This window comes from Streptomyces sp. NPDC093544 (assembly GCF_040683495.1).
Taxonomy (GTDB): domain Bacteria; phylum Actinomycetota; class Actinomycetes; order Streptomycetales; family Streptomycetaceae; genus Streptomyces.
The window spans coordinates 18,445-39,738 of record NZ_JBFBEA010000025.1 but is presented as its reverse complement, the minus strand read 5'-3'; the positions used below and the strand labels follow the sequence as shown (position 1 = coordinate 39,738).

General features: G+C 67.9%; 18 protein-coding genes and 2 tRNA genes. 4 read left to right on the top strand and 16 right to left on the bottom strand.

The window, feature by feature from the left end:
• Positions 1-69 precede the first annotated feature (69 nt).
• From mreD to AB0N66_RS32245, 7 genes are all read right to left on the bottom strand, one after another.
• A complete protein-coding gene (gene mreD / locus AB0N66_RS32275; protein WP_365441698.1) occupies positions 70-741 on the bottom strand; it encodes a rod shape-determining protein MreD in 672 nt (223 codons plus the stop codon).
• Between the two features lie 13 nt (positions 742-754).
• Positions 755-1,693, bottom strand: a complete 939-nt coding sequence (mreC, locus tag AB0N66_RS32270) for a rod shape-determining protein MreC (RefSeq protein ID WP_365441696.1) — start codon at positions 1,691-1,693, stop codon at positions 755-757.
• 274 nt (positions 1,694-1,967) lie between these two features.
• A complete protein-coding gene (locus AB0N66_RS32265) occupies positions 1,968-2,987 on the bottom strand; it encodes a rod shape-determining protein (protein WP_365441694.1) in 1,020 nt (339 codons plus the stop codon).
• Between the two features lie 356 nt (positions 2,988-3,343).
• Positions 3,344-3,757 carry a nucleoside-diphosphate kinase gene (ndk, locus tag AB0N66_RS32260; protein WP_365441692.1) on the bottom strand — a complete coding sequence of 138 codons (414 nt, stop codon included), beginning with the start codon at positions 3,755-3,757 and terminating at the stop codon, positions 3,344-3,346.
• Between the two features lie 127 nt (positions 3,758-3,884).
• Complete coding sequence (locus AB0N66_RS32255; protein WP_365441817.1) at positions 3,885-4,256, bottom strand: DUF4233 domain-containing protein; 372 nt, start codon at positions 4,254-4,256, stop codon at positions 3,885-3,887.
• A gap of 5 nt (positions 4,257-4,261) precedes the next feature.
• Entirely contained in the window at positions 4,262-5,791 is a 1,530-nt protein-coding gene (locus tag AB0N66_RS32250; RefSeq protein ID WP_365441690.1) for a folylpolyglutamate synthase/dihydrofolate synthase family protein, read from the bottom strand.
• 151 nt (positions 5,792-5,942) lie between these two features.
• Positions 5,943-8,567 carry a valine--tRNA ligase gene (locus tag AB0N66_RS32245; RefSeq protein ID WP_365441688.1) on the bottom strand — a complete coding sequence of 875 codons (2,625 nt, stop codon included), beginning with the start codon at positions 8,565-8,567 and terminating at the stop codon, positions 5,943-5,945.
• Between the two features lie 138 nt (positions 8,568-8,705).
• On the opposite strand from AB0N66_RS32245, the gene AB0N66_RS32240 reads away from it, so the two are divergent.
• Positions 8,706-9,635: a hypothetical protein gene (locus tag AB0N66_RS32240; protein ID WP_365441686.1), complete on the top strand. Its 930-nt coding sequence runs from the start codon at positions 8,706-8,708 to the stop codon at positions 9,633-9,635.
• 71 nt (positions 9,636-9,706) lie between these two features.
• Here AB0N66_RS32240 and clpX read toward each other — a convergent pair whose 3' ends face one another.
• From clpX to AB0N66_RS32215, 5 genes are all read right to left on the bottom strand, one after another.
• On the bottom strand, positions 9,707-10,993 hold the full coding sequence (clpX, locus tag AB0N66_RS32235) for an ATP-dependent Clp protease ATP-binding subunit ClpX (RefSeq protein ID WP_365441684.1): 1,287 nt from the start codon (positions 10,991-10,993) through the stop codon (positions 9,707-9,709).
• Positions 10,994-11,153: 160 nt separating this feature from the next.
• On the bottom strand, positions 11,154-11,834 hold the full coding sequence (locus AB0N66_RS32230; protein WP_365441682.1) for an ATP-dependent Clp protease proteolytic subunit: 681 nt from the start codon (positions 11,832-11,834) through the stop codon (positions 11,154-11,156).
• Positions 11,835-11,950: 116 nt separating this feature from the next.
• Positions 11,951-12,559 (bottom strand): ATP-dependent Clp protease proteolytic subunit, encoded by a 609-nt coding sequence (locus AB0N66_RS32225; RefSeq protein WP_365441815.1) that lies wholly within the window; start codon positions 12,557-12,559, stop codon positions 11,951-11,953.
• A 436-nt stretch (positions 12,560-12,995) separates the two neighbouring features.
• Positions 12,996-14,384, bottom strand: a complete 1,389-nt coding sequence (tig, locus tag AB0N66_RS32220) for a trigger factor (RefSeq protein ID WP_365441680.1) — start codon at positions 14,382-14,384, stop codon at positions 12,996-12,998.
• Between the two features lie 202 nt (positions 14,385-14,586).
• Positions 14,587-14,663: transfer RNA gene (locus AB0N66_RS32215), tRNA-Pro, on the bottom strand.
• A 152-nt stretch (positions 14,664-14,815) separates the two neighbouring features.
• Between AB0N66_RS32215 and AB0N66_RS32210 the strand changes: the two genes are divergently transcribed.
• A tRNA-Gly gene (locus tag AB0N66_RS32210) sits at positions 14,816-14,886 on the top strand.
• A gap of 161 nt (positions 14,887-15,047) precedes the next feature.
• Here AB0N66_RS32210 and AB0N66_RS32205 read toward each other — a convergent pair.
• Positions 15,048-15,242: a hypothetical protein gene (locus tag AB0N66_RS32205; protein ID WP_055611884.1), complete on the bottom strand. Its 195-nt coding sequence runs from the start codon at positions 15,240-15,242 to the stop codon at positions 15,048-15,050.
• Positions 15,243-15,855: 613 nt separating this feature from the next.
• On the opposite strand from AB0N66_RS32205, the gene AB0N66_RS32200 reads away from it, so the two are divergent.
• Complete coding sequence (locus tag AB0N66_RS32200) at positions 15,856-17,046, top strand: acyltransferase family protein (RefSeq protein ID WP_365441678.1); 1,191 nt, start codon at positions 15,856-15,858, stop codon at positions 17,044-17,046.
• Positions 17,047-17,089: 43 nt separating this feature from the next.
• On the opposite strand, the gene AB0N66_RS32195 is transcribed toward AB0N66_RS32200, so the two are convergent.
• Positions 17,090-17,542, bottom strand: coding sequence for an HD domain-containing protein (locus tag AB0N66_RS32195; protein ID WP_365441676.1), 453 nt, complete (start codon positions 17,540-17,542; stop codon positions 17,090-17,092).
• A 191-nt stretch (positions 17,543-17,733) separates the two neighbouring features.
• Entirely contained in the window at positions 17,734-18,918 is a 1,185-nt protein-coding gene (locus AB0N66_RS32190) for a PP2C family protein-serine/threonine phosphatase (protein WP_365441674.1), read from the bottom strand.
• Positions 18,919-19,148: 230 nt separating this feature from the next.
• Here AB0N66_RS32190 and AB0N66_RS32185 point away from each other — a divergent pair, with 230 nt between their 5' ends.
• Positions 19,149-20,378 carry a GNAT family N-acetyltransferase gene (locus AB0N66_RS32185; RefSeq protein ID WP_365441672.1) on the top strand — a complete coding sequence of 410 codons (1,230 nt, stop codon included), beginning with the start codon at positions 19,149-19,151 and terminating at the stop codon, positions 20,376-20,378.
• A 4-nt stretch (positions 20,379-20,382) separates the two neighbouring features.
• Here the strand turns inward: AB0N66_RS32185 and AB0N66_RS32180 are convergent, their stop codons facing one another.
• Complete coding sequence (locus tag AB0N66_RS32180) at positions 20,383-21,192, bottom strand: DNA-formamidopyrimidine glycosylase family protein (protein WP_365441670.1); 810 nt, start codon at positions 21,190-21,192, stop codon at positions 20,383-20,385.
• Positions 21,193-21,294: the final 102 nt, after the last annotated feature.

Below are 21,294 nucleotides of genomic sequence, written 5' to 3'. Positions count from 1 at the left end.
CTCAGTGTGCGTACGAGTCATACGAGTACACGGTGAACCTGTGTGACCGGGCCACCAACTGGTGCGCTCTCAAAGCCGCTTGACCCCCTTGATGCGTCCCGCCCTGGCGACCCGCGCCTTGGCGGCCTTCACTCTCAGTCCCCCGCGCTGGCTGCCGATGCGCAGCCCTGTGCCGGAGGACAGCCAGCCCGCGGCGACGTCGGCCGACTTGCCGCCCGAGTTGGTCTCGGCGAGCGGATCGTTCTCGGCGCGTCTGGCGAGGGCCATCAGCCCTGGGACCACGAAGGGTGCGAGCAGCAGGTCGTACAGGGCGGCGCTGAACAGCAGGCCGGTGAGGCCCACATGGCGGGCGGAGGTGTCGCCGACGAGGGCTCCGACACCGGCGTACAGCAGGGTGGATCCGATCGCGGCGGCGACGACCACGGCCATCGGTCCTGTCGCGGACTTGAGCTGGCCGTTGTCGGGTTTCACCAGCCCGGCCAGGTAGCCGATGACGCACAGCACGAGGGCGTAGCGCCCGGCGGCATGGTCGGCGGGCGGGGCGAGGTCGGCGAGGAGGCCGGCGCCGAAGCCGATGAGGGCGCCGCCGACATGGCCGTAGACCATGGCGAGGGCCAGCACGGTCAGCAGCAGCAGGTCGGGGACGGCGCCCGGGAGATGGAGTCGGGCGAGGACGCTCACCTGGATCACCAGGGCGACGACCACCAGGGTGGTGGAGAGCAGCATCCGGTTGAAACGCATGGGGCTTCGGCTCCTACTGCAGCTGGCCGTCGACGGGCACGTCCGCCGAGGGGGTGACCGTCACGGTCACCGTCGGCGTGGGCGTTGGCTTGGGTTTCGGCGGCAGTACGGCGTCGCGCGGGTCCTTGTCGGGGGTCTGGACCACGACGCCGACGATGTCGAGCTTCGTGAACGAGACGAACGGCTTGACGTAGATGGTGCGGGTCAGGTCGCCGCCGGACGGGTCGACGCGGGAGACGACGCCGACGGGTACGCCGGGCACGAACGGCTTGTCGGCCTGCGAGCCGAAGGTGACCAGCCGGTCACCCTTGTTGATCTTGGCCTTGCCGTTGAGCAGCTCGACGCGCAGCGGCTGGTCGCCCTGTCCGGAGGCGAAGCCGAGTTCGTCGGTGGCCTCCATGCGCGTGCCGACGGTGAAGTCGGGGTCGTTGGCGAGCAGCACGGTGGCGGTGTTCGGGCCGACCGTGGTGACACGCCCGACCAGTCCGTCTCCGTTGAGCACGGTCATGTCACGGGTGACGCCGTCGCTGGTGCCCACGTCGATCGTCACGGTCCAGGAGAAGCCCTGGGCCGCTCCTATGGCGATGACCTCGGCGCCCTTGATGCCGTACTGGCCGGCGCCCGCCGTCTTGAGCATCTTGTCGAGCTGTGCGAGACGGCTGCTGTTGCGGTCGTCGCTGCCGAGCTTCGCCTTCAGCGCCGCGTTGTCCTGTTCGAGCTGGGCGATGCGGTCGTGCCGGTCGCCCGAGTCGCGGACTGCCGCGACCGCGTTGCCGACGGGGTCGACCGCGGACGCCACCCCGTTCTCGATCGGGCCGAAGACCGTCGCGGCGGCCCCCCGGGCACCGTCGACCGGTGAATCCTCGCCACCGCGGATGTCCACCGTGATCAAAGCGAACGCGATGGCGATCAGCAGCACCAGGAGCAGCCGGCTCTCTCGTGTGTCCCTCACGTGCGGCGGCCGTGCCTTCCTACGTCGGAATGGTTCAGGAATGAGTTCGGGATGGGTCGTGGGCAGTCGTCGTCAGTCGTGGTCGTCGTCGTCAGTCCTGGCGAGTCGAGTTGAGTCGCGATGGATCGGGATAGGCCGGGATGCGTCAACAGGGGCGCACCCCGAGCAGAATTGCCAAGGGTGTTGAGGATCTTATGGGGGAGCTTATTCCTGAATATCAACGATCCGCCGTACGAGAAGGGTTCATCTCGTACGGCGGAATCGAAGAGTTACCTCATCTGCGCGGCTGGGCGTCCAGAACCTGCTGAAGTGCCTCGAACTCCTCGACGCACTTGCCGGCGCCGAGCGCCACGCTGTCCAGCGGGTCCTCCGCGATATGGATCGGCATGCCGGTCTCGCGGCGCAGCCGCTCGTCGAGACCGCGCAGCAGGGCTCCGCCGCCGGTCAGAACGATTCCGCGGTCCATCACGTCACCGGAGAGTTCCGGCGGGCACTTGTCCAGGGTCGTCTTCACCGCGTCGATGATCGAGTTGACCGGTTCTTCGATGGCCTTGCGCACTTCGGCCGCGGAGATGACGACGGTCTTGGGCAGCCCGGACACCAGGTCCCGGCCACGGATTTCGGTGTGTTCGTCATTGTCGAGGTCGTACGCCGAACCGATCGTGATCTTGATCTGCTCGGCACTCCGCTCACCGAGAAGGAGGGAGTACTCCTTCTTGATGTGCTGGATGATCGCGTTGTCCAGCTCGTCGCCCGCGACGCGGATGGACTGCGCGGTGACGATACCGCCGAGCGAGATGACCGCGACCTCCGTGGTGCCGCCGCCGATGTCCACCACCATGTTGCCCGTGGCCTCGTGGACCGGCAGGCCGGAACCGATGGCCGCGGCCATGGGCTCCTCGATGATGTGCACCTGGCGCGCCCCGGCCTGGGACGACGCCTCGATGACGGCACGGCGCTCGACGCCCGTGATGCCCGAGGGCACACAGACGACGACACGGGGGCGGGCGAGATAGCGCCGCTTGTGGATCTTCAGAATGAAGTAGCGGAGCATACGCTCGGTGATCTCGAAGTCGGCGATCACACCGTCCCGCAGCGGACGCACGGCAACGATGTTGCCAGGAGTCCGCCCGATCATCTTCTTCGCTTCCGCGCCGACCGCGAGAATGCCACCGGTGTTGGTGTTGATCGCGACGACGGACGGCTCGTTGAGTACGATCCCGCGACCCCTGACGTACACCAGCGTGTTGGCGGTCCCGAGGTCGACAGCCATGTCACGGCCGATGAACGACATTGAGTTCCCCATCAGGATTCGTCTGGCCTTCCCAAGTGGAGCTTTGACGGCTTTTTAGGACGGCGAGGTGGGTGCAGTGAGGTGAAGGCTTACATCGTAGACGCGCCTGCACGAACACTGCGCGAGGGTCTTCGCCATTGTCAGCAGATGAGACGCCGCCCCGCTCCTGGAGACGGGCCATCGGGGGTACGCGTTCCCCCGATCGGCACGCATATGCCACGGGACGGCCGCAAATACACGGCCGTCCCAGGTCAGACAGACGAGCGGGGCTGACGCCCCATCAGAAAGTTTCTCGAAATACTTACGGCCCAAGGCTCACGCCCCGGCGCTCGTTCAGCCGTAACGGGGGAACTCGTTCAGCCGCGGCCGGGGAAGAAGATCTTCAGCTCGCGCTCGGCGGACTCCTCGGAGTCGGAGGCGTGGATCAGATTCTCGCGGACGATCACACCGAAATCGCCGCGGATGGAGCCGGGCGCGGCGGCGATCGGGTCGGTGGGACCGGCGAGCGCGCGCACCCCCTCGATGACCCGCTCGCCCTCGACGACGAGCGCCACGACCGGCCCGGAGGCCATGAACTCCACCAGCGGCTCGTAGAAGGGCTTGCCCTTGTGCTCGCCGTAGTGCTGCTCCAGCGTGTCCTGGTCCAGCGTCCGCAGCTCCAGCGCGGTGATCTGCCAGCCGGCCTTGCGCTCGATACGGCTGATGATCTCGCCTGTCAGACCGCGACGGACGGCGTCGGGCTTGAGAAGGACGAGGGTGCGCTGGCTCACTTGATGGCTCCTTCGATCACATGGTGTGCGGGGAACCGAGGCTACAGGGCGTGTCTGGTAGGTGTTACGCCGCGTCAGGTGGTACGGGGGCACTCCGCGTCAGCTGGTACGGGGTACGCCGCGACCACTACGCCGCGTTACCCCCTGGCTGCGCCTGTGCCGGGTCCTGCGCCTGCGCCGCGAACCGGGCCTTGGCCTCGTCGATCTTCCGCCCGTAGTGGATCGACGCCCACCACAGGGCGGCGAAGATCAACCCGAGGATGAACATCGACGGCACGAAGAAACCACCGGCGATCAGCGCGATCTGCAACGCCCAGCCGAGCTGGAGGCCGCCCGGCCGGGTGATCACGCCGCAGAGCAGGATGCTCAGCGCCATCAGGATCCCGCTGACCGTCCACACCGTGGAGGTCGCCAGATCGGGATCCTTCATCGCGACCAGCGCGGCGAACCCGATGACGAAGAACTCGCCGATCAGAGTCGAAGCACAGAGCGTACGCACAGCGGTCATCCCCTCCCCAACAGCAGCCGGGCCTCGCCGACGGTAATGACGGATCCGGTGACGAGCACCCCACTGCCGGAGTACTCGCCCTCTTCCTCGGCCAGCGTGATCGCGGCCTCAAGCGCGTCGTCGAGCCGCGGCTCCACCTGCACCCGGTCGTCGCCGAAGACCTCGACGGCGATCCCGGCCAGCTCGTCCGCGTTCATCGCGCGCTGACTGGAGTTCTGCGTGACCACCACTTCGGCGAGGATCGGCTCGAAGGCCTCCAGCAGCCCTCGCACGTTCTTGTCGGAGCTGGCGCCCACGACGCCGATGAGCCGACTGAAGTCGAAGGCATCCGGGATCGCCTCGGCGGTGGCACGGGCGCCCGCCGGGTTGTGCGCCGCGTCCAGCACGATCGTCGGGGAACGTCGTACGACCTCCAGGCGGCCCGGAGAGGCGACGGTCGCGAACGCCTTGCGGACCGTGTCCAGGTCGAGCGGGTCGGGGCGCTGGGCGCCGACGCCGAAGAACGCCTCGACGGCGGCGAGCGCCAGGGCCGCGTTGTGCGCCTGGTAGGGGCCGTGCAGCGGGAGATAGATCTCGTCGTACTCGCCGCCGAGGCCGCGCAGCGTGAGGACCTGTCCGCCGACGGCGATCTGTCGGGACACGACGCCGAATTCGAGACCCTCCCGGGCCACGGTCGCGTCGACCTCCACGGCCTTCTTCAGCAGCACCTGCGACGCGTCCACCGGCTGCTGGGCCAGGATCACGGTGGCGTTCTGCTTGATGATCCCGGACTTCTCCACCGCGATCTCACCGGGCGTCTCGCCGAGCCGGTCGGTGTGGTCGAGGTCGATCGGGGTGACCACGGCGACATCGGCGTCGATGACGTTCGTGGCGTCCCAGGTGCCGCCCAGGCCCACTTCCACGACGGCGACATCGACGGGCGTGTCCGCGAACGCGGCGTACGCCATTGCCGTGAGCACCTCGAAGAAGGAGAGCCGGAACTCCTGCTGGGCGTCGACCATCTCGATGTACGGCTTGATGTCGTTGTACGTCTCGATGAACCGCTCGGCGGAGATCGACGAACCGTCCAGGCTGATGCGCTCGGTGACCGACTGGACGTGCGGGCTCGTGTAGCGGCCGGTACGGAGGTCGAAGGCACCGAGAAGGGCCTCGATCATGCGGGCCGTGGACGTCTTGCCGTTCGTCCCCGTGATGTGGATCGAGGGGTACGACCGCTGCGGGTCCCCCAGGACGTCCATCAGCGCGGAGATGCGGCTGACCGACGGCTCCATCTTCGTCTCGCCCCAGCGCGTCGCGAGCTCGGCCTCCACCTCGCGCAGCGCCTTGTCGGTCGCCGGATCGGCCGGCCGGCCGGGCACATCGGCCTCCGGCCCGCCGAAGCCCTGGGTACGCAGGGTTCGGCTGCCGGCCTCGATCACCGCGAGATCGGGGTCACGGCCGGTCTCGGCCTCGACGATCTCTTCGAAGAGACCCAACGGATCCTGCGGTTCTGACTCGCTGCTGTCGTGCGGGGGGAGCTGGCTCACGGGGCCAGTCTACGGAGGGGCTGAAGGCTCCATGGCTCGGGCAAGATTTTCAGCCCCTCCGGCGTTTGAGGAGCGGGGTCTGGGGCGGAGCCCAAGGGACGGGTAGGGGCGGAGGGGGCGAAAAACTGCCTCCCCCACCGCCCCCGGTCGGTCACGCCTCCGGCAGCCCCTCCAGCTGCGCCAGGATCCGGGCGATGTCCTCGTCCGCCTTGGCGAGCCGCGTGCGGATCTTCTCCACCACCTGGTCCGGCGCCTTGGCGAGAAACGCCTCGTTGCCGAGCTTGCCGTGCGCCTGGGCCTTCTCCTTCTCGGCAGCGGCGAGATCCTTCGCGAGCCGCTTGCGCTCCGCGGCGACGTCGATCGTCCCGGAGAGGTCGAGCGCGACCGTGGCACCGGCGACCGGCAGGGTCGCCGTGGCCGAGAAGCCCTCACCCTCGGGCTGGAGCCGCAGCAGCTGCCGGATGGCCGCCTCGTGCGGAGCGAACGCCGTGCCGTCGAGGGTCAGCCGGGCCGGGACCCGCTGACCGGGCTGCAGACCCTGCCCGTCGCGGAAGCGGCGGACCTCGACAATGACCTGCTGGAGCGTTTTGATCTCACGCTCGGCGGCCTCGTCGCGGAAGCCACTGTCCTTCGGCCAGTCCGCGACGACGACCGACTCACCACCGGTGAGGGTGGTCCAGAGCGACTCCGTCACGAAGGGGACGACCGGGTGGAGGAGGCGAAGCATCACGTCCAGGACCTCACCGAGGACCCGGCCCGAGACCTTCGCCGGCTCGCCGCCGGCCATGAACGTCGTCTTCGACAGCTCGACGTACCAGTCGAAGACCTCGTCCCACGCGAAGTGGTAGAGCGAGTCGGACAACTTCGCGAACTGGAAGTCCTCGTAGAACGCGTCGACTTCGGCGACGGTCTTGTTCAGCCGGGACAGGATCCACCGGTCGGTCGCCGACAGCTTCGACGGCTCCGGCAGCGGGCCCTCGACGGTCGCACCGTTCATCAGCGCGAAGCGCGTGGCGTTCCAGATCTTGTTGGCGAACTTCTGGGACGCCTGGACCCAGTCCTCGCCGATCGGCACATCGGTGCCGGGGTTGGCACCGCGGGCGAGGGTGAAGCGGACGGCGTCGGAGCCGTACCGGTCCATCCAGTCGAGCGGGTCGACGACGTTGCCGAAGGACTTCGACATCTTCTTGCCGCGCTCGTCGCGGACCAGGCCGGTCAGCGCGATGGTCTTGAAGGGGACCTCGCCGTCCATCGCGTACAGGCCGAACATCATCATCCGGGCAACCCAGAAGAAGATGATGTCGTGGCCGGTGAGAAGGACGTCCGTCGAGTAGAACTTCTCCAGGTCCGGGGTCTGTTCGGGCCAGCCGAGCGTGGAGAACGGCCACAGCCCTGACGAGAACCAGGTGTCGAGGACGTCGGTGTCCTGGGTCCAGCCCTCGCCGCTCGGCGGCTCCTCGTCGGGGCCGACGCAGACGACCTCGCCGTCGGGGCCGTACCAGACGGGAATCCGGTGGCCCCACCACAACTGCCGTGAGATGCACCAGTCGTGCATGTTGTCGACCCAGTCGAAGTAGCGCTTCGACATGTCGGCGGGGTGGATCGCGACCCGGCCGTCACGGACGGCGTCACCGGCGGCCTGGGCCAGCGGGCCCACCTTGACCCACCACTGCATCGACAGGCGCGGCTCGACGGTCGTGCGGCAGCGCGAGCAGTGGCCCACGGAGTGGACGTACGGACGCTTCTCGGCGACGATCCGGCCCTGCGAGCGCAGCGCGCCCACGATGGCGGAGCGGGCCTCGAAACGGTCGAGTCCCTGGAAGGGGCCGTGGACGGTGATGACCGCCCGCTCGTCCATGACGGTGATCGACTCCAGGCCGTGGCGCTGGCCGATGGCGAAGTCGTTCGGGTCGTGGGCGGGGGTGACCTTGACGGCGCCGGTGCCGAACTCGGGGTCGACGTGGGTGTCGGCGACGACAGGGATGGTGCGGTCGGTCAGCGGCAGCTTGATCCGCTTGCCGACAAGGTGCTTGTAGCGCTCGTCGTCGGGGTGAACGGCGACGGCGGTGTCACCGAGCATGGTCTCCGCGCGGGTGGTCGCGACCACGAGGGTCTCGTCGCCCTCCCCGTACTTGATCGAGACGAGCTCGCCGTCGTCCTCCTGGTACTCGACCTCGATGTCGGAGATGGCGGTCAGACATCGGGGACACCAGTTGATGATGCGCTCGGCGCGGTAGATCAACTCGTCGTCGTACAGCTTCTTGAAGATGGTCTGAACGGCCTGCGACAGCCCCTCGTCCATGGTGAACCGCTCACGCGACCAGTCCACACCGTCCCCGAGCCGGCGCATCTGCCCGAGGATCTTGCCGCCGTACTCTTCCTTCCACTGCCAGACGCGCTCGACGAACGCCTCGCGGCCGAGGTCCTGCCGCGACTTGCCCTCCTCGGCGAGCTGCTGCTCGACCTTGTTCTGCGTGGCGATACCGGCGTGGTCCATCCCCGGCAGCCACAGCGCCTCGAAGCCCTGCATGCGCTTACGACGCGTCAGCGCGTCCATGAGCGTGTGCTGGAAGGCGTGCCCCAGGTGCAGCGACCCGGTGACGTTCGGCGGCGGAATGACAATGGTGTACGCGGGCTTGTCGCTCTTCGCGTCGGCGGCGAAGTAACCCCGCTCGACCCAGCGCTCGTACAGCTTCCCCTCTACCTCGGCCGGCGCGTACTGGGTCGGCAGTTCGGAGGTGGGCGCTGGCGGCTGCTGCTGAGCGTTGTCGGTCACGGGGTCAGTTTAGAGGCGTCACGGGGGTGTCCCGAAACGCGTTTACTTCGTAACGGTGCGGCCCCCGAGGACCTGGCTCTGTGACCTGTACGCCAGGATGTCAGGAACACATAAGCATCTGGAGGGGGAACCCCAGCAATGAGCTACAACCAGCCGGGCCCGTACGACGGGCAGCCCCAGCAGCCCGGACCGTACGGTCAGCCGGGCCCCTACGGCCAGCAGCCCCAGCAGCCGCAGGCCGCCCCCCAGCCCGGCTATGGCTACCCGCAGCAGGCTCCCCCCGCGCAGCCCGGCTACGGCTACCCCCAGGGCGCCCCGCCCCAGACGCCCCCGTACGGCCAGCAGCCTCCCTACGGCCAGCCCCCGTACGGCCAGCAGCCCTACGGCGTCCCGCAGCCGCCCCCGCCGGGCGGCGGCGGCAAGAAGACGGGCCTCATCATCGGCGCGGTGGCGGTCGTGGCCGCGATCGCGGTGGGGGCGTACCTGGTCATCGGGAGCAGCAGTGGCAGCTCGGACGTCGCGGACGACGGCGCGCACAAGCTGACTACGCCGGCGACGGTGCTCAACGACGAGTACAAGAAGGGCGACGACGCCGAGGCCGGCACGCTGACCGAGAGCGACATCAAAGACGCGGAGTCGTGGGGCGTCAAGGACCCCCAGGACGTCAGCGCGGGCTATAGCGCAGGGTCGGAAACCGCGCCGAAGCAACTGATGTTCGCGGGCGTGTACGGCAGCATCGAGGACCCGGAGAAGGTCGTCGACGCGATGTTCGCCTCCATGAAGGCGGAGGCAGCGAAGGACACGGACTCCGGCAGCAAGCTCGTGGGCAGCCCCAAGGCGTTCACTCCCTCCGACTTCGATAACGGCGTCATGAAGTGCCAGTCGATCGAGTCCACCGAATCCGGCATGACCGCGAACATGCCTTTCTGCATCTGGGGTGACCACAGCACGGTCGCCTACGTGATGTCGTACGACCTGGCTGAGCTGATCGCGGGCAAGAGCAAGTCGCTGGAGGAGGCGGCCGAGTTGACCGCCAAGCTCCGCAAGGAAGTTCGCGTCAAGGCCTGACGCCATCGGCTCAACCGCGAAGGGGCCCCGGTCAGTTGACCGGGGCCCCTTCGCGTATGCGCAACTGTCGGCTACGCCGTCTTCTGCTCGCCCGGGCCGCGTCCGCGCGCATCGCGCGGGATCAGCGTCGGGTTCACGTTCGAGCGGACGACCTCCGAGGTGATGACGACGCGGGCCACGTCCTTGCGGGACGGGACCTCGTACATCACGGACATGAGGACTTCCTCCATGATGGCGCGCAGCCCGCGGGCGCCGGTCTTGCGGAGGATGGCCTGGTCGGCGATGGCTTCGAGGGCCTCGCCCTCGAAGTCCAGCTCCACACCGTCGAGTTCGAAGAGGCGCTGGTACTGCTTCACCAGCGCGTTGCGGGGCTCGACGAGGATCTGGAGGAGTGCCTCGCGGTCCAGGTTGTGGACCGAGGTGATGACCGGGAGGCGGCCGATGAACTCGGGGATCATGCCGAACTTGACCAGGTCCTCGGGCATGACGTCCTCGAACTGGTCCTTGGCTTCGAGTTCGCGCTTCGAGCGGATCGTCGCGCCGAAGCCGATCCCCTTCGCTCCCGCCCGCGACTCGATGAGCTTCTCCAGGCCCGAGAAGGCCCCGCCCACGATGAACAGGACGTTCGTCGTGTCGATCTGGATGAACTCCTGGTGCGGGTGCTTGCGTCCGCCCTGCGGCGGGACCGAGGCCGTGGTGCCTTCGAGGATCTTCAGCAGGGCCTGCTGGACGCCCTCGCCGGACACATCGCGGGTGATCGAGGGGTTCTCGCTCTTCCTCGCGACCTTGTCGATCTCATCGATGTAGATGATGCCGGTCTCGGCCTTCTTGACGTCGTAGTCCGCTGCCTGGATGAGCTTCAGCAGAATGTTCTCGACGTCCTCGCCGACGTACCCCGCCTCCGTCAGCGCCGTCGCGTCGGCGATGGCGAACGGGACGTTGAGCATGCGGGCCAGGGTCTGGGCGAGGAGTGTCTTGCCCGAACCCGTCGGGCCGAGGAGCAGGATGTTGGACTTCGCCAACTCGATGGCGTCCTCGCGGTTCTGCCCCGCGCTGTTCTCACCGGCCTGGACGCGCTTGTAGTGGTTGTACACCGCGACCGAGAGCGCCTTCTTGGCCGGCTCCTGGCCTACGACGTACCCCTCGAGGAACTCGTAGATCTCGCGAGGCTTGGGAAGTTCCTCCCAGCGCACCTCGCTCGTCTCCGCCAGTTCTTCCTCGATGATCTCGTTGCAGAGATCGATGCACTCGTCGCAGATGTACACACCAGGGCCTGCGATGAGCTTCTTGACCTGCTTCTGGCTCTTGCCACAGAACGAGCACTTGAGCAGATCGCCGCCGTCACCGATGCGTGCCACGGTGTGCTTCCCCTTCGCCTGGGAGACGCCTAGGTCCAGCGGCTCCTGGTGCTGCCTTATGTCCGACGGTACCTTGCCGAGCCCCCCGTTCGGGCCCCCCTTGGCGCGGTTCACTTTGTCGTGAACCGGGCCAAGGAGCGGCAGATGCTACAGGGATACGTCAGACGACCGCGTTGTTGTTCATCTTCCGGGTGGAGATGATCTGGTCGATCAGGCCGTACGCCAGCGCGTCCTCAGCCGTGAGGATCTTGTCGCGCTCGATGTCCTCGCGGATCTTCTCGATCGGCGTGGTCGAGTGCTTGGCCAGCATGTCTTCCAGCTGCGCACGCATCCTGAGGATCTCGTTCGCAGCGATTTCGAGGTCGGAGACCTGCCCGCGGCCGGTCTCACTGTAAGGCTGGTGGATCAGAACGCGCGCATTCGGAAGAGCCATGCGCTTGCCCGGCGTACCGGCGGCCAGCAGGATCGCGGCGGCCGAGGCGGCCTGGCCCATGCAGACCGTCTGGACGTCCGGCTTCACGAACTGCATCGTGTCGTAAATGGCCGTGAGGGCCGTGAATGAGCCACCGGGGCTGTTGATGTAGACCGAGATGTCACGGTCGGGGTCCATCGACTCCAGGCACAGCAGCTGCGCCATGACGTCGTTGGCGGAGGCGTCGTCGATCTGCACGCCGAGGAAGATCACGCGCTCCTCGAACAGCTTCGCGTACGGGTCGTACTCACGCACACCCTGCGAGGTGCGCTCGACGAAGCGCGGGATGATGTAGCGGGACTCCGCGCGAGGACCGGTGTACTCGGCCTGCGTGCGGGCGAAGAGGCCGCTGCCGGGGAAGTCGTTCACTGTGTCTCCTGAAGAGCCTGAAAAGGGCCGTGGCGGTCGGCTGAAGGCGCTGGGGCGCCTGCGCCACCCCTGGGGGCGGTGAGAGGCCCGCGCCGCCCTGAGGGGCGCTGAGGGGCTTACGCCGCCCCGGTGCCGCCGCCGCCCGGCATGGCGGACGCGGTGGGCATGATGTCGTCGATGAGGCCGTACACCTTGGCCTCGACCGGGTCGAACCAGCGGTCGCGGTCCGAGTCGCGGGTGATCTGCTCCACGGTCTGGCCGGTGTGGAACGCGGTCAGCTCCGCCATGCGCTTCTTGGTGTGCAGCAGCCGCTCGGCGTGGATCTTGATGTCCGACGCGGAGCCGGCGAGGCCGGCCGAGGGCTGGTGGATCAGGATCTCGGCGTTCGGCAGCGCGAAGCGCTTGCCGGGGGTGCCGGCGCTGAGCAGGAACTGGCCCATCGAGGCCGCCATGCCCATGGCGATCGTCACCACGTCGTTCTTGATGTACTGCATGGTGTCGTAGATCGCCATACCGGCAGTGATCGAGCCGCCGGGGCTGTTGATGTAGAGGAAAATGTCCTTCTCCGGGTCGGAGGCAAGGAGCAGCAACTGCGCGGTGATCTTGTTGGCGATGTCGTCGTCGACCGCCTGGCCGAGGAAGATGATTCGCTCGCCGAGCAGCCGGTTGTAGACCTGGTCACCGAGACCACCACCGATGAAGGGGTCGCCGGCGGCGGAAGGCATCAGATTCGTCACGTATCCACCTGCTCGTCTTACGACGGCACCGGGCCGTCTCACGTCTTCTGCTGGGGCGTGGGACCCCGGTACACACCGCCATGGGAGCGGCTGCACGCCGCCTCCGGGCGGCTTCGGGGACTCCCCTGCCCTCGTCTTCATGGACCCTAACGCGCGGGTCCCTCCGGGGAATCCCGGAGGGGGAACTGTTCGCTGTGAGCGCATGCGCGGCGCTGGCTTGAGCGGGGGTTCAGCGGGGCTTCTTATGGGTGCGGGAACTGTCCACTCGGTGCCCAGAAGGCCGCAGACGCGTCTGCCGCGGGCGGTGGATCGGCGGGTGCGGCAGGTCGTGGGTTGCTCGCGCACTTCCCCGCGCCCCTGAAAACGACGGGCCCCCGGGGGCAAGAAGTCCCCGGGGGCCCGTCGTGGCGTACTAGCGGGGCCGTCAGGCCTCTGTCTTCTCGTCGGCGCTGTCGCCGTCCGTGACCTCGGCGGCGGCCTCGGCCGCAACCTCGGTCTCGTCCTCGTCGTCCAGGTCGACGACCTCGCCGTTGGTGTCCTTGACGACGGCGGCCTCGACGACGACCGCGAGGGCCTTACCGCGGGCGACCTCGCCGACCAGCATCGGGACCTGGCCGCCTTCGACGACGGCCTGGGCGAACTGGTCGGGGGACATGCCGGAGGAGGCCGCGCGCCGCATGAGGTGCTCGGTGAGCTCCTCCTGGTTGACGTTCAGCTTCTCCTTGTTGACGAGCTCGTCAAGGACGAACTGCGTCTTGATGCCCTTGACCGCGGCTTCCTCGGTCTCGGCGTCGAACTCCTCGGCCGTCTTGCCCTGGATCTCGAGGTACTTCTCGAGGTCGAGGCCCATCTGACCGAGCTGGTGGTGCTCGAGGTTGTGCTTACGGGTGTTGATCTCGTCCGCGAGCAGCTTCTCGGGGACCGGGACCTCGACCAGCTCGAGCAGCTTCTCCAGGACACGCTCCTGGGCCTGCGTGGCCTGGTCGTACTGCTTCATGTTCTCCAGGCGCTTGCGGCTGTCGGCCTTGAGCTCCTCGAGGGTGTCGAACTCGGAGGCGAGCTGCGCGAAGTCGTCGTCCAGCTCGGGCAGTTCGCGCGCGGCGACCTGGCTGATCTTGACGGTGACCTCGGCCTCCTTGCCGGCCGCCGAGCCGCCCTTGAGCTCGGAGGTGAAGGTGGTCTCGCCACCGGCCTCCAGGCCCTTCACGGCCTCGTCGATGCCGTCGAGCAGCTCGCCGGAGCCGATGGTGTACGAGACGTCGGAGGCGATGCCGTCCTCCAGCACCTCGCCGTCGACCTTGGCCGTCAGGTCGAGGGTGACGACGTCGCCGTCCTGGGCGGCGCGCTCGACCGGGGAGGTCGAGGCGAAGCGCTCGCGCAGCTCGGTGACGGCCTTCTCGATGTCCTCGTCGCTGACCTCGACGGCGTCGACCTCGACCTCGATGCCGGCGTAGTCCGGGATCTCGATGGACGGGCGGACGTCGACCTCAGCGGTGAAGTTCAGCGTCTCGCCGTCCTTCAGCTCGGTGATGTCGACCTCGGGCTGGCCGAGGACGTTCAGCTCAGCCTCGTTGACCGCTTCGGTGTAGAACTTCGGGAGCGCGTCATTGACGGCCTCCTCCAGCACGGCGCCGCGACCGAACCGCTGGTCGATGACGCGGGCCGGGATCTTGCCCTTCCGGAACCCCTTCACCGTGACCTGCTGGTTGATCTTCTTGTACGCCGCGTCGAGGCTGTCCTTGAGCTCCTCGAAGGGCACCTCAATGCTGAGCCGAACCCGAGTCGGGTTCAGGGTCTCCACGGCGCTCTTCACGGTTCGGTCTCCTTGTGGCTGACTTCTTGGGGGTTCTGCTGCGTGCTGCTGCCGAGTCGGGCAGAGCCTTGGGCGGATTCGCGGCCCTTGAGAGACGTCGTAACAATGCAGACACACGGGCACGCAGCTTGCATAGTAACCGCAGGCGGTACACGCCCCAAAAGGTGATCTTGACGATCGTCCGACTCGGTGGCCGGCACGGTGGTCGGGGTGGCGGGATTTGAACCCACGGCCTTCCGCTCCCAAAGCGGACGCGCTACCAAGCTGCGCCACACCCCGTCTGGTGCGACACGTAAGATACATGCCCCAGGCGGGTACGGCTGCCGCATTTCGGGAGCGTGCACGGGGCACGTAATGGGATGTGCGACGTAGGGGTGCGACCCGCTACGATGCTCTCTGTGCCGCGGTCACTGACCTGCGGCGCGTCCCCTGCGGGCGTAGCTCAATGGTAGAGCCCTAGTCTTCCAAACTAGCTACGCGGGTTCGATTCCCGTCGCCCGCTCTGCGCAGTGACTTGGGGCCTGGTTCCACGGAATCGGGCCCCAAGTGCGTTCACAGACGTCGCCCCCGCATGCCATTGGGGCCCTATGACGTGCAGGCACGACTGAACCTCCGCGGCCCGACTCTCGTCGCGGGGCGCTCTTGCCGGGCGCGGCCGTCCACTCAGAACTGAATCGAGTTGATGGTCTCCGCCACCGAGTTGAGGAACCGTTGGATGTCGTCCGCCATGCCGGTGGAGGCGAGGAAGAAGCCGAAGAGCACGGCTACCACCGCCGGCCCTCCCTTGATCGATCCACCCCGTATCAACACCACCAGGACGATCCCCAACAGCAGCACCACTGACAGCGAAATGGCCACAACTGATCACACCCTACGGTCGGTCCGCTCTCCCGGCCCGGGAGTGCAACCCCACACACCCCCGCCAGAACCATCGTGCCACCAACCCGGCTCCCGTATGCCGCAGGTGACGCATCGTCGGCCACGGACACATGGGCCCCGCACCGCCGTTACGTCTGCGGCCGGGTGAACGGCGGTGCTGCGCACTGCAATTCGAAGGTACGCCCTCACGGGAAATGCAAAGTGATCGTTTCCATGTCCACACATCCTGTTCGCAGGTAATTCGAATTGTTGCCACAGGCACATCGAAGAGACCGTGGACGGGTTGATAAAGGCCAATGAAACGGACATATCTCCAGAGTCGCCCGCGTACCTTATGCGCCATTTAGTCGTCATGAATGCTGACAGAACACCCGTCTACGGTAAGTAGATCGGCATACGGGACCGCTCGCGAACGAAACTGTGTGCGTCCTCAATTCCTGGGTACCCGCAGGCAATTGCCAGGAATGCCGTCGGCAGTTTTACGAGAGCGCATGGACAACGCTAGGGTGCCTCAGATGTTCCACGCCGCCACGTCCCCCGTATGTGCAGCGAGGTCACAAATCGTCTCCCCGGATTTTCGGCCGGAGGAACTGTGACGAACTCGCTACGACCGCAAGGCCTCCACGGAGCTCCACTCCCCCCGTCGCAGCAGTCCGCGCCGGGAGTTCCGGGTCCACGCTCGTCCCGGACCGCGAAGGGGGCCGCCGGTGCCGCCGACCCGGGTGCCACATCCGCCAAACCCGCCAAGCAGCGCGACGCGTTCTTCGACAACGCCAAGTACCTGGCGATCGTGCTCGTGGCCATGGGTCACGCATGGGAGCCGGTGAAGGGCCAGAGCCGCACCCTCGAAGCGCTGTACACGGTCGTGTACGCCTTCCACATGCCGGCCTTCATCCTCATCTCCGGCTACTTCTCGCGCAGTTTCGACATGCGCGCCGACCGGCTCAAACGGCTGGTGACCGGCATCGCCGTGCCGTACGTCGTCTTCGAAGTGGCCTACTCGCTCTTCTCACGCTGGGCCGACAACGCTCCCGGCCAGTCGATCAGCCTGCTCGACCCCCTGTACCTCACCTGGTTCCTGGCCGCACTCTTCGTCTGGCGGCTGACGACACCGCTGTGGAAGCTGGTGCGGTGGCCGCTCCCGCTCGCCCTCGTCGTCGCCATGCTCGCGAGCGTGTCACCGGACATCGGTGATGATCTGGACCTCCAACGCGTGCTGCAGTTCCTGCCGTTCTTCGTCCTGGGCCTGTACATGAAGCCGGAGTACTTCCAGTTGGTGCGCCGGCGTGAGATCCGGATCCTGTCGGTACCGGTCTTCGCCGCCGCGCTGGTGGTGGGCTACTGGGCGGTCCCGCGGATGAACACGGGCTGGTTCTACCACCGTGACAGCGCACAGCAGTTGGGGTCGCCGTGGTGGGTCGGTCCCGTCATGACGCTCGCCCTGTTCGGCTGTTCGCTGCTGCTCACCGTGTGCTTCTTCTCCTGGGTGCCGCGTCGCAAGCTCTGGTTCACGGCGCTCGGTGCGGGCACGCTGTACGGCTATCTGCTGCACGGCTTCCTGGTCAAGGGCGGTGACTACTGGGGCTGGTTCGACCACGCCTGGCTGCACGAGCCGCTCGGGCAGGTCTTTGTGACGCTCGTCGCGGGCGTGGGCGTCACGCTGCTGTGCACGCCGCCCGTCCAGCGGGTCTTCCGCTTCGCGATGGAGCCCAAGATGGAGTGGGCCTTCAAGCGGGACGCGACCGAACTCGCGCGTGAGCGGGCCGGGGCGGGGCGCGCCTAGCCCCTCAGCGGGGCTTCCCCGAGGGCGAGGGCCCGGTCGGCGCTCAGGGAGCCAGACCCAGCAGCGCGCGCATCGAGGCGTACTTCTTCGTCAGCCGGGCTCTGGTGTGTTCGTCGAGGACCGCGAGGCGGGCCGGGTCGGCGTTGTGCGCCAGGTCCGAGGCCTTCACCAGGAGGGCGCCGGGGGTGGTGCGGATACGTTTCGCGTACGACTCCGGGGGCTCGCCCTCGCGTTTGGTGAGTGCCAGCACGATGGCCTTCGTGCGGTTCGTGAGAGCGGCCTCGGTCAGCCAATCCTCCGACAGCGCGTCGTCCTCGACCGCGTCGTGCAGCCAGGCCGCCGCTATCTGCTCGTCGTCGCCGCCGCGGTCGTGGACGCCCTCCGCCACGGCCTGGAGGTGCTCGGCGTAGGGGCGTCCCGCCTTGTCGGTCTGGGCGGCGTGCGCCTCACGGGCGAGGGCTTCGACTTCAGCCAGGGTCAGGAGAGTTCGCGTCACGGGAACAGTGTCGCCCCATGTGGCGCGGCGCGGGGCCGGACGGTGCGGCCGTCAAGCCCGGTTTTCGCCCCCTCCGCCCCTACCCGTCCCGTACCTGGGGGCTGCCGCCCCCAGACCCCCGCTTTCGGCCTGAACGGCCTCGTCCTCAAACGCCGGAAAGGCTGAAGACTTCTCCGGCCGGGTCGAAGGCTTCAGATGATTGCCGTAGCCGTCGTTGTTCCGCCCTCGCGGCAGATCAGGAGCAGGGCTCTGTCGTCGTTCACGTCTTTGGCCACTGCCTCGATGAGGTGCCAGGCGGCTCCGTGGAAGCCGCCGGCGACGTAGCGGTCGGCTTCGCCGGTGAGGCGGTCGATGCCTTCGACGATGTCGCGTTCGGAGGTTTCGACGAGACCGTCGGTGAAGAGCATCAGGACGTCGCCGGGGCGCAGGGAGCCCTTGACGGGGTCGAACTGGGCACCGTCGTAGACCCCGAGGAGCGGGCCTTCCGCGGCCTTCTCCTCCCAGCGGCCGCTGCCCGCGCTGAGCTGAAGGCCTGGCGGGTGTCCGGCGGAGAAGAGTTCGTAGTCGCCCGAGTCCAGGTCGAGGACGAGGTGGATCGACGTGGCGAAGCCCTCGTCCCAGTCCTGGCGGAGGAGGTAGCCGTTCGCGGCGGGGAGGAAGGCGTGCGGGGGGAGGGAACCCAGCAGTCCGCCGAAGGCTCCGGACAGGAGCAGTGCTCTTGAGCCCGCGTCCATGCCCTTGCCCGAGACGTCGGTCAGGACGACCTCCATGGTCCGGCCGCCGTTCGTACGCGCCGCCACCACGAAGTCGCCCGAGAACGACTGCCCGCCGGCCGGCCGCAGCGCCATCTCCCGGTGCCAGCCCAGTGGCAGCTGCGGCAGCTTGCTCTGCACCCGGATGCGTTCGCGCAGATCGAAGAGCATGGTGCCGCCGCGTCGCCACGGCACCCCCACCCGGCTGCGGAACTGCGCGATCAGCAGACCGAAGAAGCCGCAGGCCGCGACGACCAGGACCACACCCGGCGTGACCCTGGAGGGACCCTCCGTGTACGGGCCGAGCTGCACGGATTCCACTATCAGGGCGGTGGCGGCCGCGGCGTACAGGCCCAGCAGGCTGGCGGGGCGCAGCACCAGGCCCCCGGCCACGATCGGGAGGACCAGGGCCGCGGGCGAGCACCACACCGAGTTGAGCAGCGTGGTGGCCGCGATCAGCGGAATGGTCAGCAGCAGACCGGCCAGCGCGATCCAGTCGGAACCGTCGCCCCGGAAGTAGTCCACGGCGGATCTGCGCAGCCCGGTGCGGACCCGGTGCACCTGCTTCTTCAACCGGGCCGTGAACGTATCGGCTTCAGCGCGCCGCTCTCGTCCTGCTGCCATTAGTTCGGGACCCTATCCATCGGACCAGGTGCTTGGCACGGGAGGTCCCACTTGTCCCCCGTCCGAGCGCTCAACTTCACAGAGAAATCCACAGAAGACGTCCAGTGAACGTCCAGTAGACGTCATGGAAGACGTCACAGAAGACGTCGCACAGGTCCTCGCACAGGGCGTCCGCGACGGTGGGGAGAAATTCCCTGGCTCGTACCGCATTGCCCTGGTAGGCATGGCCTATGACGACCGACGTGCGGGTACTTCAGCAGACCGAGTGGAACGCGTGGTACGACAACCTGGTCCGCGCCTTCGGCGGAGTGCCGGAGTCGTCCGACGAGCGCGGACTGTACAACGCGCTCTCAGAGTACGACCGTTTCATCGGCGTTTGGGACGGTGACCAGGTGGTGGGCACCGCGGGCGCGTTCACCTTCCGCGTCACGGTGCCGGGCGGCGCCTCCGTACCGGCCGCGGGCATCACGATGGTGAGCGTGGCGGCCACCCACCGGCGGCGCGGGGTGCTGCGGTCCATGATGCGGCGCCAGCTGGACGACATCCGCTCGTGGGGCGAGCCGCTGGCGGTCCTGACCGCGTCGGAGCCGGTGATCTACGGCCGGTTCGGCTACGGCATCGCGACGTATCAGCTCAACGCCGAGATCGACACCAGTCGCGTACGACTGTCCGTGCCGTCCGGCACCGACGACGTACACCTGCGGTACGCGGCACCGGCCGATGTCCTCGACGCGTGCGAGGCGGTGTACGCGCGGCAGGTTCCGGGACGTCCGGGCATGCTGGCGCGGCGGCCCGGCTGGGAGCGGGTGGCGCTCCTCGACCCGGAGAGCGAGCGGGACGGCGCATCGCCACTCCAGTGCGTGGTCGCCGAGCGGGACGACGAGGTCGTGGGCTACGCCCGTTTCCGGGTCAAGCCGGAGTGGGATCCGGCCGGGCACCAGGGCACGGTCGTGTTGGAGGACCTGGAAGGTCTCGACCCGGCGGTGCAGGGCGCGCTGTGGCGGTTCCTGTTCGAGATCGACCTGACGTCCACGCTCGACACCCGCGGCCGGCCCGTCGACGAGGCCTGGCAGCACATGGTGTCCGACATCCGCCGCTGCCGTCCGCGGCTGAGGGACGCGCTGCACGTACGGCTCGTCGATGTCGGCGCCGCGCTGGAGGCACGGACGTATCAGGCGACGGTGGACCTGGTGTTCGAGGTCGAGGACGCGTTCTGCCCCTGGAACGAGGGGCGTTGGCGGCTCTCGGGTGACGCGAAGGGGGCGACCTGCGTGCGTACGGAGGACTCGGCCGATCTCGCTTTGTCCGTACGGGAGTTGGGGGCGGCCTATCTGGGCGGGGTGTCCCTGGCCTCGCTCGGGGCGGCTGGGCGGGTGCGGGAGTTGCGGCAGGGGGCGCTGGTCGAGGCCTCGGTCGGGTTCTCGTCAGCTGTCGCGCCCTGGCTGCCCCACGGATTCTAGGGCCTCAAGCTTTCTGGCAGCCCGGGCACCAGAAGAGGTTGCGGGCGGCGAGATCGGCGGTGCGGATCTCGCCGCCACAGATGTGGCAGGGCAGGTGGGCCCTGCGGTAGACGTAGACCTCGCCGCCGTGGTCGTCGACGCGGGGCGGGCGGGCCATGGCCTCGGGGGTGTGTTCCGGGCGGACCGTGTCGATGCGGTTGTTGCGGACGCCCTCGCGCATGAGGTCCACGAGGTCGGTCCAGATCGCGTCCCACTCGGCGGGAGTGATGTCCTTGCCAGTCCGGTACGGGTCGATGCCGTGCCGGAAGAGGACTTCGGCGCGGTAGACGTTGCCCACGCCCCCGATGATCTTCTGGTCCATGAGGAGGGCGGCAATTGTCGTACGGCTGCGGGCGATTCGGTGGTACGCGGCTGACGGGTCGGCGTCCGGGCGGAGGGGGTCCGGGCCCAGGCGGTCGTGTATCGCCTGCTTCTCGTCGTCGGTGATCAGGGCGCAGGTGGTGGGGCCGCGGAGGTCGACGTACGCGGTGGGGTTCGCCAGGCGGAGCCGGACGGTGTCCGTGGGTGGGGGTGCGGGGGCGCCGCCGAAGGTGACCTTGCCGAAGAGGCCGAGGTGGATGTGGATCCAGTCCTCGGCCTTGAAGCGTAGGAAGAGGTGTTTGCCGTGGGCGTCGGCGTTCTCGAACTCGGTGCCGTCCAGGAGGGCTGCGGCGTCTGCGAACTTGCCCTGGGGGCTGGTGACTCGGGTGATTCCGCCGGCGAACCTGGCCTCGTAGTCCTCGGCCAGGCGGTGGATCGTGTGCCCTTCGGGCACGGGGGCCTCCTGCGTGTGCGCTGTGGCGGGGCGCGGGATTTTTTCGCCCCCTCCGCCCCTACCCGTCCCGTACCTGGGGGCTGCGCCCCCAGACCCCCGCTA

Bases quoted from the DNA above. Each gene is read 5' to 3' on its own strand.
- AB0N66_RS32185 (WP_365441672.1), top strand. From the start codon at position 19,149: ATGACGACCGACGTGCGGGTACTTCAGCAGACCGAGTGGAACGCGTGG.
- AB0N66_RS32240 (WP_365441686.1), top strand. From the start codon at position 8,706: ATGAGCTACAACCAGCCGGGCCCGTACGACGGGCAGCCCCAGCAGCCC.
- mreD (WP_365441698.1), bottom strand. From the start codon at position 741: ATGCGTTTCAACCGGATGCTGCTCTCCACCACCCTGGTGGTCGTCGCC.
- AB0N66_RS32190 (WP_365441674.1), bottom strand. From the start codon at position 18,918: ATGGCAGCAGGACGAGAGCGGCGCGCTGAAGCCGATACGTTCACGGCC.
- AB0N66_RS32265 (WP_365441694.1), bottom strand. From the start codon at position 2,987: ATGTCGTTCATCGGCCGTGACATGGCTGTCGACCTCGGGACCGCCAAC.
- AB0N66_RS32225 (WP_365441815.1), bottom strand. From the start codon at position 12,559: ATGCCTTCCGCCGCCGGCGACCCCTTCATCGGTGGTGGTCTCGGTGAC.